8 protein-coding genes, 2 tRNA genes and 1 pseudogene are annotated in these 12,888 nt (G+C 66.5%); 2 read left to right on the top strand and 9 right to left on the bottom strand.

Annotation, left to right across the window (positions count from 1 at the left end; genetic code table 11):
- Positions 1–16: 16 nt before the first annotated feature.
- The 4 genes from AC559T_RS18060 to AC559T_RS18045 form a co-directional block, all read right to left on the bottom strand.
- A complete protein-coding gene (locus AC559T_RS18060; protein ID WP_498869498.1) occupies positions 17–646 on the bottom strand; it encodes a hypothetical protein in 630 nt (209 codons plus the stop codon).
- A 13-nt stretch (positions 647–659) separates the two neighbouring features.
- Complete coding sequence (locus AC559T_RS18055) at positions 660–1,364, bottom strand: HAD family hydrolase (RefSeq protein WP_498869497.1); 705 nt, start codon at positions 1,362–1,364, stop codon at positions 660–662.
- Entirely contained in the window at positions 1,361–2,905 is a 1,545-nt protein-coding gene (locus AC559T_RS18050; protein WP_498869496.1) for a thymidylate synthase, read from the bottom strand. The genes AC559T_RS18055 and AC559T_RS18050 overlap by 4 nt, the downstream gene beginning before the upstream one ends.
- 415 nt (positions 2,906–3,320) lie before the next feature.
- Complete coding sequence (locus AC559T_RS18045; protein WP_498869495.1) at positions 3,321–8,414, bottom strand: TIR domain-containing protein; 5,094 nt, start codon at positions 8,412–8,414, stop codon at positions 3,321–3,323.
- Between the two features lie 83 nt (positions 8,415–8,497).
- Here AC559T_RS18045 and AC559T_RS18040 point away from each other — a divergent pair, with 83 nt between their 5' ends.
- Positions 8,498–9,019 carry a dihydrofolate reductase gene (locus AC559T_RS18040; protein WP_498869494.1) on the top strand — a complete coding sequence of 174 codons (522 nt, stop codon included), beginning with the start codon at positions 8,498–8,500 and terminating at the stop codon, positions 9,017–9,019.
- Positions 9,016–9,399 carry an HIT family protein gene (locus AC559T_RS18035; RefSeq protein WP_498869493.1) on the top strand — a complete coding sequence of 128 codons (384 nt, stop codon included), beginning with the start codon at positions 9,016–9,018 and terminating at the stop codon, positions 9,397–9,399. The genes AC559T_RS18040 and AC559T_RS18035 overlap by 4 nt, the downstream gene beginning before the upstream one ends.
- Before the next feature lie 153 nt (positions 9,400–9,552).
- Here AC559T_RS18035 and AC559T_RS18030 read toward each other — a convergent pair.
- The 5 genes and pseudogenes from AC559T_RS18030 to AC559T_RS18010 form a co-directional block, all read right to left on the bottom strand.
- Positions 9,553–9,929: pseudogene (locus tag AC559T_RS18030) on the bottom strand (helix-turn-helix domain-containing protein); the annotation flags it as partial.
- A gap of 1,150 nt (positions 9,930–11,079) precedes the next feature.
- Positions 11,080–11,646, bottom strand: a complete 567-nt coding sequence (locus AC559T_RS18025) for a DUF6036 family nucleotidyltransferase (RefSeq protein WP_112107566.1) — start codon at positions 11,644–11,646, stop codon at positions 11,080–11,082.
- 1 nt (position 11,647) lies between these two features.
- On the bottom strand, positions 11,648–12,067 hold the full coding sequence (locus AC559T_RS18020; protein ID WP_498869492.1) for a hypothetical protein: 420 nt from the start codon (positions 12,065–12,067) through the stop codon (positions 11,648–11,650).
- Positions 12,068–12,672: 605 nt separating this feature from the next.
- Positions 12,673–12,746 (bottom strand) — tRNA-Phe (locus AC559T_RS18015).
- Between the two features lie 27 nt (positions 12,747–12,773).
- A tRNA-Asp gene (locus AC559T_RS18010) sits at positions 12,774–12,848 on the bottom strand.
- Between the last annotated feature and the right edge of the window lie 40 nt (positions 12,849–12,888).

Here is a 12,888-nt window from a genome sequence, read left to right as displayed (position 1 = left end):
GCGACGGAGACCGACATCACATTATGAGATGGCTCGGGTTTGACTGCTTGCGGACCTTCTGAACTCCCGGGAACTGTGCATTGAAGTCGCGGAACAAAGATTTGTAGTTAGTCGGCTGGCGGTAGTCCTTTTTCTGGTGACCATCGGGTAGCTCGAGCATGGGGATGACACCGTCCCAGCCGGCGTCTAGCGCGTAGGCGTAGTAGGGATATTCAGCTGGGACTCCGGAGACCAGCACAATGGAGATCGGCAGCCCGAGGGACCGGGCGGCGGACACCCGGTGCAAGCCGTCGTTGATCAACAATACCGTGCGACCGTCCCGCTCCACTGACTCTTCGACCACGGGCGGGATCACCGGGATCCGCTCACCAGGATCGTCCGAGGTCGTCACATATACACCGCCGTCGAGCGCGAAGATGTCGACCCCGTGGTCCAGCAGGGCCGACCGCAGCTCGATGATCTTATCGACGCCCGGCGTCAGGACGTAGTTCTGCGAAGGAGTGAGGTTGGCTGTTTCGATGGTCGGGACCACTTCGATCGAGGCATCGAGATAGGGCTGGGCACCATCGAACCCGCGGAGCCGGGTCAGGCGGATGCGAGCCAGCAGCTCCGCCGCCGGGAACCATTCGACCGACAGGATTTCCATATTATCTCCCAGTTTACGTAAGGCTACGGAAAGGCCAGTCACTATCGAGATCGACATCCGCCAGCGAGCCTAGTGTGAGGTCCGGTGCGGACGCCGCTCCGAGGCGGATGCGTGCCATGACGGCATCCGCGGGTACCGATGGCTGCGGCAGCCAGACGCTTCGCATTCCGCAGGCCATGGCCGGCTCAATGTCCTTTTCGTAGGAGTCACCCACCATGATCGCATCGCTCGGCTCGGCCGTGGCTCGGCGCAGAACCCGTTCGAATAGCTCCGGGGCTGGCTTGGCGATACCTTCGAGACAGGAGAAGAGTTGAAGATCGGCCGGGATATGCTCGGCGAAGAAATCCCCGAGCACGCTTCGTACGGAGATCAGGTAGGGATTCCAGATGTTGGACAGCAGGGCCAGCCGATAGCCGCGGCCGACCAGGGCACACAGCACATCCGACGTTCCAGGAATGAGTCTCGCCTCCAGGCACTGGGCTGTCCACACCGCCCGGATGGCCTGCTCCAGCGCCCGGCCCGTCAGCCCGAGCCGCTGATGAGCGGCCGTGGCGGCCGCTGCCGGGCCGCTTAAGTCCGTCGTCATCAGCATTCGATGTAGCCGGCGCCGTTGCTCCGTGTCAAGTCCCGAGAGCTCCGCGATCCGCCGTGCGGGACCGCGATCAGGGCCGGTGACCAGAGTGGCGCCGATGTCGAGGACGACCAGGCGCGGGGTCACGCGTCGTCCCCCGGACGGCGCTTGCTGGACAGCAGATCCTCCTTGGTCTTAAGCTCACGGCCCAGCCAGAGTGCGTGCGAGACAAGACTGACGGCCATATCGCCGATGACCTCCCTCTCGATCTTCACCGCTTTGTCCCCGCGGTATTGTTTCACCAGGAGGCCCTCGAAACGATGCTCGGCGACGATCTCACCGGCCGCCGCGTCGATCGTCACCATGAAGTATCCGTTCGGGTCCTCGCGCAATGAATGTCTACCGGTGTCTCGATCGAGGTCCTCGTCGCGGGTCCATTTGCCAGCGATCGCCTTGGCGATTCCATACCTAGGCGATCGCGGGTCGATTCCCAGGGAATGACTGATCACTGTTATCTTCCCCGCCATCATTCCTGTCCGCCGGCAAACCTCCTTCTGTATCGCCATCAGACCATATGCGTTCTGCAACCAGGCCGTCAGCAGGTTATGTGCGCGATAGGTTGCGGTGAGCGTCAGCCGTTCGCCGGAGCGACGCAGGAAGATGGTGACGAGGCAAGGCGTCGAGGCGGTGCCCGGCACGAGATCGCGGCTCGTGTCCCAAAGCGAGATAAACGCCTTCCGGGATTCGGGATCCGCGATCAGCTGGCTGGCGGCCAGTTTCATGGAATCAGTAACAGTGCCGCCGCTGGAGAAGTAGCCGGCCAGCCGATTGCCATACGTATAGTCGATGTCGGGAGGCTTGGTCGAATCCAACATGGTGCGCTGATATTCGCGGAACTGCTTGAGCGAGAACCCGTACTCGGCAAGCGCCGCTTCCGGATCATCAGTCGGATTGGTTATCACGACTCGGGTGTTGAGGAGTTCCAGCCGCGGCCCGCTCCGCAGCTCTACCGGGCGACCGAAACGGACGGCGCGCGTAACGAGCTCTTCCCAACAGTCCAGAGGGCTGGCTCTCGCGACCTGGTGACTCATGAGATCTGACGGGCGATATGTGTAGTCGCCGGGCAGCGCCGGGGGGATTTCGACGCGAATCCTCAGCGAGGCGCGAGACACCGGGCGTTTCGGCAGGTTCCGTAGATGTTCTATGAAAGCGTCCCCGAAGCCGTTGTCGGAGAATCTTCCCAGGTACTTGAAGTTGATCCTGCGCCGCAGGATCTCGAGGTCGAAATTCGGTGTTATCGGAAAAACCCGGTCAGTACCCTGGATCCGATGCACTCGTGAGCCCAGTATCGACGTTTCCTCCACACCCCTTTCGAGGAGGGCTTCGATCTCGGATGCCGTAGGCAGTCCAAGACTTTCGCCGACCGCTACGATGTGGTGGATCTGAGGATTGTACAGCAGATTGCAGAGCATCTGATGCAGGCCGTCACCATACAGGTTCGAAATCACCGCGATTCGACTCTGCTCTGGGTCAAGGAGGTTTGGGGAGATCCGGCCCAGGAGACGCTCGGCAGTTGAAGTCGGCGACCACAGAGTGACTATCCCTATGTCGCCCCGGGGATTGACAATGCGTAGCCGCTCCCCGTAATATAGCGGTGTGAAGGCGAGCAGGTTCACGTCGTCTTCCACACTCGAACCTCGCAAACTTTTGGCGCCAGGAAGCTATCCAGCACAACCCGAGTATGGCGACCGTCCATGCAGTGGCCCGTTTTTTCTTTCACGCCTGCTCCTGCAGTCGCAAGCAATCACTGCCTCCAGTCAGCGCCAGGTGTCGCTTCTAGCGCTCCGGGACACCGGCCGGAGTCGGTCTCCGGCAAGCACGATGCCCCCGCACGCGCGATATCATAGCTGGCTCTGGGAAGCCGCGTCCTATGGCTCCGCACCCAGCAGTACCTGGCACGATCCGTGCCGCAAAGACCTGGATTGCCCTGATGCCGTGAAGCGACAGCTGGGGTCCTCGGACGCTAGTGACTCGTTTAAGGACGGCCGGGCTGACTGGTCCGAGCCCGGTGGATGGCTGGACACTAATGGATGCGGGCGGGATTCACAGGTCTTTGGCGAACTCCAGTACAACAACGCCCTGGGTGGCGCCGACCACCACCATGCCGGGGATCAGGTCGTCCGACTCGTCCGGCACGATGGCGAGGTCCAGGACGTCGCACCCGAACTCGATCCGCGCCCGCTGCTGCCAACCTCCGTCGTCGTCCATCCATGACGACAAGGTGACCGTCCGGCCCGCAGCAACCGCGACCCATGCGCAGCCGAAGCCGTCGATGCCCTCGCGTGCCGCTATGGCGTTGATCTCGCCGCCGCTACTCGGGACTCGGCCCGCCTCGGTCCGGGTGGCAATATCCCAGGCCAGGACGTCGCCGCCAGCGTAGCCGGAGACTATGACCCACTGCCCGTCCAGTCGTGTCGCCGCCAGCGCACGCACTCCGTCACCGGCGCCAGCCCGTTCCTTCATGAAGGGCTGACCCACGGTGGCTCCGCCGGTGAGTTGGGTGACCAGGATCTTGCCCTTGACATCCCCGGAAACAATCACCGGCGTCTCGGTGCCGTGGAGCGTCACCTCGGCCAGGCACAGGGCCCGCACGCCGTCCGTGTGGACGGGCCGAAGCGGCCCGATGAGGGCTCGTCGTTCCAGATCCCAGACGCCGATGAGGCCATCGCCGCTCGCGGAGACGGCGACCGGGCCAGGACCGGGGAATGAGCCGGTGGCCACGGCGCGCACCCAGTCGCCGTGGCCGGGCAGCTGCCTCAGTAACCGGCCCGAGGGCAGGTCCCGGATCCGCAGGGACCTGTCGATCCCGCCTGATACCAGGACGACGCCAGAGGCGACCTGCCCGGTCGCGAGGGCGCGCACGCCACGGTGGTGGGCCGACAGTACCCGCACCTCCCGTCGGCGCTCCGACACCGTCCCCCCGCCAGGTGACAGATCGAGTGCCCTGACCTGGATGGTGTCGTCGTCGCCGGCAGAGAGGACGTCGATCCGCGCCGGGTCGCTGGCCGGCACCGCCGCCACTGCCCAGACACGCCCGCGGTGCATCTGGTGCACCGGAGCCTTGTCGTGCAGGTCCCAGACCTTGATGAGGTGGTCGTCGCCAGCGGAGAACGCCACCCAGCGACCGTTCGCCTCGCCGATCGCCAAGGCTCGTGCCTGGCCACCGTGGCCGAGGTGCACTACGACGTCTGCCGGCGAGTCCACATCGGAAAGCCGCACGCTGCCGTCCTCGTGCGCTGTCACAAGCACGGTCGTGTCGTCGAGGACGGCGAGCTGGAGGGCGGTTACAGCCGGGCCTTCCGGCCGTAACCGCACCGGCCGGCGCGAGCGCAGGTCGTGCGCCAGCACTCGGCCGTCCGTACCTCCGGAGACGACAAGATTCGCCCTGGCCGCGACCGTGGCCAGGGCGGTGACAGCGTGCCCGGCTGCCCAGACGTTGACCCGCGCACCGGTCGCCGGCTGCCACACATGCAGGTCAGCGCTGTCTCCACCGGAGACGACCAGGGGGTCACCAGATTCGGACCACGTCTCGGCGAGCGCTCGCACCGCAGTCGTCCCGTGCCCCGTGTACGCGCGCGGGTCTGTGCCGCCCCCAACGTCCCACGCACACACGCTCCCGCCGAGCGTCGCGGAGACGAGCCATGGCCGTCCGTCCACCGCCGTCCGCAGCAGCGCGGCCACAGGCCAGTCGTGGCTGACCGCTCCCACCTGTTTGCCGGTCGCCGCGTTCCATCCCAGCACCGTTTTGTCCGCACCAGCCGAATAGATGTGTGCCTCGCCGGCGACCTCGACGGCCGCCAGCGCCCCCACCCAGCCGCGACGATGGCCGGTCAACTCGGCCCCGGTCTGGCCACCGTTGTCCGGGTCCCACCGGCGCACGGTCGCGTCGGAGCTGCCGGATACCAGCCTGTTCCGGCCATCGATCTTGGTGAAGAGCAGAGAGCGCACCTGATGCTTGTGGCCTGAGAACGGCTCGTTGACGGCGCCGTTGGGGGTCAGCTCCCAGACCACCGGCCGGGCACTGGACGCGATCAGGACGGCGAGCGACCTGTTGCTCGCCTCGACCGTCGCCAGGCCCCGCAGGCTGTTGCCCGTTTCGCCCGCGAACGGGGCACCGATCTGGTTGCCGTCCTGGAGGTTCCACACCCGGGCGGTGTTGTCGTTCCCGACGCTCAGGACCGCGGGCATCCCCCCGACACATGTGCCTGCCAGCGCCCGGATCCCACGGTCGTGCCGGATCGGGGCTTCCGTCCGCAACGGGCCGTGCTCGGGGTCGGCTGCCGGGTCCCACACCTGCAGCTCGCCGCTGTCCCCTCCCGACACCACCACCGGCCGCCGGTCCAGTTCGGTGACGGCGAGGGCACGGACGGGTCGAGTCCCGGTGCCGGCGTAGTTCCTCAGGACGAGCTTGCTGGCGAGCGTGAGCCGCCCGATCGAGCCGTCGTCGTGGGCCGCCAGGACAAACACCTGGTCTCCGGCCGTAACTGGTGCGAGCGCAGTGATCCCCGAGGCCCCGAGCTTCTGCTCCCGGGCCTTGAGCCGTCCGGTCGCAGGGTCCCACTGATGCAGAACTCCGGCTACGTCCCCGGTCAGAACCCGCGGCCCCAGGGCCAGATCAACGACCGCGACAGCGCGGGCCTGCGCCCGGTGCAGGGTGAAATCGCGGCCGATCTGCCGGCCGGAGGCCAGGTCCCACACCCGGGCCCGCAGATCCGCCCCGGTGGACACGACGACGACGCTGCCGCGCACGGCACCCGTAGCCAGACCGAGGACGGGCCCCCGGTGCGCAGGAATCTCCATGAGGGCCGCACCAGTGAGCACATCGCAGACGCGGATGACACCGTCAACGCCGCCGGTGAGGGCGGCGGTGTCGCCGGCGGCGAGGCTCGCGGTGGCGACCACCCCCACCTGGCCGGAATGATCCGCGAGCAGCGTCAGTGGGGGTTGCTGCCGCCAGGCCGCCCACTTCGCCCGCCATGGTGCCCGCCTCGGGTCGGCACCCAATGGGACATTGTCGGCCAGAGCCGGCGCCCCGTGGCAGCGCGCCGCAAGCGATAACTGCGCGAGCAGGAGCGGGGTGTCGTCCCTGTCGCCGGACGCCTGCACTCGGGATGCCGCGGTGCGGGCCATGGCATAGGCGTCCGCCACGGCGCGGTGCCGGGGCTCTGTGAGCTTGCCGAGTGCGGAACGCACCTCGGCCTCCGCGGCGTTGGCCAGGAAGCCCGGGTCGAAGACGAGGTCTTCCAGATCCTCCTGGCGGGCCCCTGCGATAGCGTGCTCCAACAGGTGTCTCCGTACGTACGTCGAGGCCCACGCCCAGTCGCGCCCGTGGTCCTTGGCCGGGATGCCCTCGATCAGCGTCCTGGTGATCATCTGCTCGTCGGCGGTCTGGCTGTCCCGGCCGTCCTCGTGCTGCCTCGCGCGGAGGTAGTCGCTGAATTCCCGGTGGTGCAGCCGGAACAGGGTACGGCCACGGGCGTCGGGCGGCCCCTCCACCACGTACGAGGAGGCGTGGCGGCGGATCAGATCCAGGTCGCTGTCCGCGTACTCGGGCGTCTCGGGCGCCCGTAGCGCGTTCGCCAGCGGCAGCCAAACCTCCCCCCAGGGGATTCCGCTGCCGCGGCCATAGGCCAGCGGGAGAAGCAGCCCGATCGCCCGATCGGCACCATTGCCGAGGCGCGTTCCCAGATCGTCGTACATCGCCTCGCCGGCCGTGCTGGCGATCCCCGCCTGCCAGACCTCGTCCCGCACATCTTCGGGAAGACGGTCCTGGCGGGCAAGGTCCTCAGCAATGATTTCACCCACCTGGAACGAGCCGCCGGCCTTCTCGAAGAGCACATCGAGCACGACCCGGACGTCGGCTTCGCTGGCTTGCAGCCAGGCCGAGTCGCCGGCCAGCAGCGAAGTCTCCAGCAGCTCGCGCAGGGCGGCTAGGTCCTGGTAGTCCCCAGACAGGTCGATCACCCGCCCCTGGGGACCGAGTCCGGTCACGCCCAGCAGCGGGAGGACGTTGCGTCGGGTACCGAGAAGGAAGCGGATCGGCGAATCCGAGTCGTTGACCAGCGGCGCGAGCAGGTCCTCGCACAGCGGCGCCAGATCCGCGGGCGGCGGGAACTCACCGTCGTAACCCGCGGTCGGCGGGGAGACCTCGTCCAGGGCGTCCAGGAGGACGGTGATCCGCCTGCTCTGCTTCCGAAGGTAGACAACAAGGGCCTGGACGCGGGTCTCGATGTCGTCAGCCGGGCCGGCCGCCGGAGGCATCCCCACGGCCGCTTCAAGCAGGTCGAGAATCTTGGCGGCGTCCTTTCCCCGTGCAGACAGGGCGACGTCGATCGCGTTCTCCGGTGGCAGGCATGCGTCCGGCAGCCCCCGCAGCACCGCCTCCGCCACCGGCTCCGCGTGCCCGGTGGTGAGGTGGGCGATCAGGCCGAGCATCGCCGTCTTACCCGCGCCCGGTTCGCCAGTCACGAACCGCGACAGACGGTCGTCCGGGTCCCTCAGCCACCTCGCCAAGGCCTCCATCGCCTTATGCCGGCCCCGGAAGGTCCGCAGGGCTCGGGTGAACTCCTTGGCCATCTCGCCAGCTTCGGCCCGTAGCTCGCGTCGGCTCCGCCCGTCGGCTTCACCATCCGGTGCCGAGGGCACATGTAGTGGATCTCCGAGGATCCGGCGTCGTAGCTCGTCGATGCCGTCGAGGGTCAGCTCTTTGATGCGATAGATGAACAACATGTCATCGTGCACCTCTTGGGGCAGTTCGGCGGCCTTGTGCCCTGGAAGCAGGACGGGCAGCACCCTCTTCTGGAACTGTTTCGGCGTGAGGCGCAGACGCCTGATCATCGTCCATTCGTAGTACGCACCGCGACCGCGGCCCTCGGGACCCGGGTGCTCGAAACCGGGGGACGAAGCCTCGAGGTATCTGGCAGAGCCGAGTACGACGATGAAATCCACTCCCGCGATCTGCTCGTCCATCCAGCGCTGCCAGTCCGGCCCGTCTAGGCCGGCGTAAACGTCCCACACGACATCGATCCCCTTGCGCTCAAGCAAGTGGATCAGCTTTTCGACCATCGCGAAGTACGCGTCGCTCCCGCTGGAGTACGAGACAAGGATACGCGGCTGTCGCGATTCTACGTGCGCCATGAGTCGGAGCGTAGCCGCTCGGTAAGCGCTCCGTCCGCGGAGCTGTCCGGCCGGTACGATTGCCGGTGATGAGCGTTCGACTGGTGGTAGCCGCTGCGGAGAACGACGTCATTGGCCGCGCCGGTGACCTGCCCTGGCGGCTGGCCGCCGACCTGCGGCGATTCGCGGCCCTGACGCGGGGCCATGTCGTCGTCATGGGCCGGGTGACCCACGAATCGATCCTCCGCAAGATCGGCCATCCGCTGGCCGGCCGGCACTGCGTCGTTGTCTCCGGTAGTGGCGCTGTTTCCAGCGGTGATCTCGGCCTATCACACAGCGGGGTTGATGCCGTCCGCACACTCACCGCGGCGGCGAAGCGTGCGCAGGAGATCTCCGCCGGCCTCGGCGTGCCCGACTGGTTCGTGATAGGTGGTGCGCGCGTCTATGCGGAGCTGCTGCCGCAGGTAGACGTCGTCGACCTCACCCGCGTGCACGCCGAGTTCGAGGGCGATGCCCGGATGCCGGCTGGCTGGCTGGACGGTTTCGCTTCCATCGCCAGCGAGACGGGCCATGACGAGAAATCGGGTCTGTCGTACACGTTCCAGCAGCTGGTGCGCCGCACGTGAGCCTCTACTACCTGGGTAACGCGCGGACTCCGACGCAGGCAGACCGGATGCGGCTGCTCGAGGAATCCAGCGCCTGCCTGTTCTGCCCGCCGCAGATGGACCTCGAACCCGTACAGGGTCTCGCCCCGGCCACCGAGCACTGCGTCGTCCGGCACAACGACTACCCCTGCCGGGGCACCCGCCTGCACCTGATGGCCATCCCCCGGCATCATGTCACCGACCTGGTCGACCTGCCGGACGACGCGCTGGCCGAGTTCTGGCAGGTGGTCCGCGACGCGCGGAACCGGTACCGGCTGAAATTCTATAGGGATCGCCGCACGATGCGGGGACTGTGCCTACACCGGCGGCACGATCGCACGCATACACTCACATCGTCGTAGGCGATGTGGAGGACGAGGAGCACGAAGCTGTGCGCCTGAAGCTCAGTTCGCGGCCGACAAGATTATCTGGGTGAAGGACTGATCGGCGCGGCGCCTTGCGCCCGAATGTCGCCCCGGTGGTGTCCACGAAGATGAGCTCGATCCCAGGGCTCCTGAAGGGATGGGGGTGCCGTCCACGATCGCCACCTGGTCCCGGGGCCGCCGGCGGGCGGGTACCAGGGCAAGCAGGGGTGTCGAGGACCCGGTAGGCCGCGGAGTAGGAGACGCCGAAGAGCGGGCCGATCCGGCACAAGGTCAGGTTCGTCCGCCAGTAAGCCGCGGCCAACAACACCCGGTCGGGCAGGGGCAAGTGCCCACTGCCGACCTGGCCTGCCGTCGGCGATCCTGTCTCCACCGCTCTGGGCAACGAGGTAGACCAGCCGACGGAACTGGGTCGGCTTCAACCCTGCGAACGGGCAGACCCACTGAGGGTCCGCAGCGGAGATACCCGCACTCCAACCTGATCCATCAGCAACCCAGGACCCCAGCATCCGGGTTACGAAACGACCTTTGGTCTACTCCGGAAAAGATAGTCTTGGCATTATCAGTAGTCTCTAGAGTACATTGATCGCCCACCGCGCCCGGGATCCGAGTACCAGTAGTCTGCTACACAATTCAAAGAGCAGAAGTCACCGTCAGCTATGCGCCCCGTCCCATACCCGGGCCCGTCAAGTTTCTTGCCGCAAGCGGGGCAGACGCCCAAGCGTCGGGCGATGGCCGCCGCCTCTCGCTTGACCTCGTCATCCCTTGCTCTACCCATGCAAGACGCTCCTGCGCTCGGCGATAAACCCCTGGCTTCATATAGCGCTGTGCGTACGCCTGGTATTCCGATGCGTCGGTGGAGTCGCTCCCCAGCGAGTACGAGGCCATCCATGTGGGCGACAGCATAGCTGCCTTGCCCGGAGTCCGGGTCCCGCACCTCCGCACGCGGGCCCTGACTGGCAGGGCTGGTGCCCCTCGGTTCAGGTGCTGGTGGGAGACGGCAGGGGATTCAGCCAGGGTAGGATCCGCCCGGCAGAGTAGGTCTGCGCTGACCTCGCCGACACCGGCTGGGTCACCGGCTCCCTCGCCGCAGACACCACCACCGAACAGATCACCACCGTCATGGACACCGACACCCCGGTGCTGATCGTGGTTGACTACGCTGACACCCGCCGCGACCGGCTCAGCGCACTCCTCCACGTCCTACGGCAACAAGCCGCGACCCAGGTACGGCTGCTGTAGCTGATCATCGATCAGTACACGGAACAGACAGAGAAAGTTTAACTCTGTCCGCACACGGCACAACCCGCAGGAAGGTCAGAGATGATGAGTGGGCAGGGGCGGGGTCGAACTGCCGACCTTCCGCTTTTCAGGTCAAAACGCCTAAACGCTGTGCTGACCTGCGTTTTCCCACGACCTCGACGAGCGTAACCGCGACAGGCGGATTGTCTTCAATCCTACGGTGGCAGATGGTCCGCTCCCCGCCGGCGGGCAGGTCCGGGTTGCCGGGCCGTCCGCAGCGGCGGCTTCGGACAGACCAGGGTACGTCCACGACCGACGCATCGACTACGACTGCCGGATGGCCCGTAGGACCGGGGTGGCGGGCACGGCCCCGGGCACACGGCCCGGCGGTACCGGGCGTCCCACGCTTGGGCCAGCTCAGGCGGAGTTTCCGCCGTGGGCTGTGCCGTCGCTGTCGTCGTGGAGCGAATCGACGATCTCTTCAAGGAGGAACTGGACCTTTGCATCGATCGGGCGACCGTGGTAGACGGACTGGACGAGGTCGAGGCCTTCGCTGACAGTGGTGTAGCCGAGCTTGCGATAAAGGAACGCGATGTCCTCGGCGTCGGCTTCGACGCGGGCTGCGAACAGCTTCATCGCGAGCAGGTACTCGGCGGAGGCAACGTCAACGGTGAGGTGGTTGGCATCGAAGTACCTGGTCGCGGCCGGATCCGGGCCAGGCAGGAAGCCTTTCACCGCGTCGTTGAGCCAGTCGGCCGGGAGGGCATGGCGCTCGGCGAGCGCGGAGGCCGCGGCGCGGACGACGTCGGTTGGCAGGAAAACGGCATCAAGATCGCGGGTGGATCGGGTCGCGTCGTAGACGAGGGCGAGCGCGGCGCCGCCGACGAGAAAAAGGTCGGCCTTTGCGCCGCGCCGGCCCAGTTCGTCGTTGAGTTCCTGGAGCAGACTGGTGATCGACTCACGGCCGAGACCCGGGCTGGTCATGTCACGCCCGCTGGAGCGCGCCGCCGGTGATGAACACGCCCCGTTTACGGAATGACAGCGGGGACTCGACCAACGCCCGAGGATGGAGGCCCTTCAGCGTGGTGACGAACCACCAGGGCACTGCCTCGAGTGCCGGGTCGCGCACCCATGGGGGGGTCTGCCAGCCGTCTCGACGGGCGAGGTGCTCTCCAAGCGCGGCGAGCGCCGCGTCCACTCGGCGGTCGCCGGACGGTCGTGGGCGGTCTGCCCACATCGCGCTCGCTGCTTCAGGGCCCTGGTGGCGCAGCACGCTGGTGTAGTCGTCGAGCATCTGTATAATTGCGTGCCGCCAGATGTCCTGCAGGCGGGACTCGGCCGCGACCATGCCAGCCGCGACCGCTGCGGCGTCGTCAACGGTCCGGAAGGCGTGCAACGAGTCCACGTCACTACAGTACGCCGTTGATCATGTCGTCTGCCTCGCAGAGTGGAGTCCACTCACGCTCTGGAACCCCACCGGACGGACGGCTCCCGTTTGCGGCGAGTCTGCGGGTGCTCTCGCCGTCCTGACAGCAAGCCGGCGGGTCCTCCGGGCGCCGTCGGGCGCACCCTCAGCGACGGTCCGGCCGGCCACCACGTCGTCTGCCTGAGCGCATCGGTCACCAGCTCACGAGACTGCCCCGGCCGGTAGTGACGCCGCGCGGGTGTCAGATCGGGTGGTTCTCACTGCAGCGCACGTCGTCGCAGAACCAGACAGCCCGATTCTCGGCCCGATGTCGATACCGCTGTTCCCGTCAGGTTCGACACCGCCCGGACGGAGATCGCCAGCACGGCAGCCCCGCCGACCCTGTGACGATCTCACACAAACGAGAACCCACCGCAGGATACTTTGGCTAATTCTCCCGAATCGGCACGAGTCCACGGAAGCCGACTCGAAGATCCTCGATCAGTACACGGTGCAAGCCGAAAAAGTTTTACTCTGTCCGGGCACTGCACAACCCGGAGCTCCGAGACTGATCTAGAGAAAACCCAGGTCAGGCAGGGGGTGAGTGGGCAGGGGCGGGGTCGAACCGCCGACCTTCCGCTTTTCAGGCGGACGCTCGTACCGACTGAGCTACCTGCCCATATCTTGCTCTGTGTTGCCGATAACGCGGTCCCGACGGGATTCGAACCCGCGACCTCCGCCTTGACAGGGCGGCGTGAACTCCAGACTTCACCACGGGACCATGTGTTTATCTTCAGTTGTCGCTCTGGCCATCCTGAGTG

The sequence above is a fragment of the Frankia sp. Hr75.2 genome (genome assembly GCF_949319125.1).
Classification (GTDB): Bacteria; Actinomycetota; Actinomycetes; order Frankiales; family Frankiaceae; genus Parafrankia; species Parafrankia soli.
The sequence above is the reverse complement of the archived record's forward strand: the minus strand, read 5'-3'. Positions and strand labels throughout refer to the sequence as shown.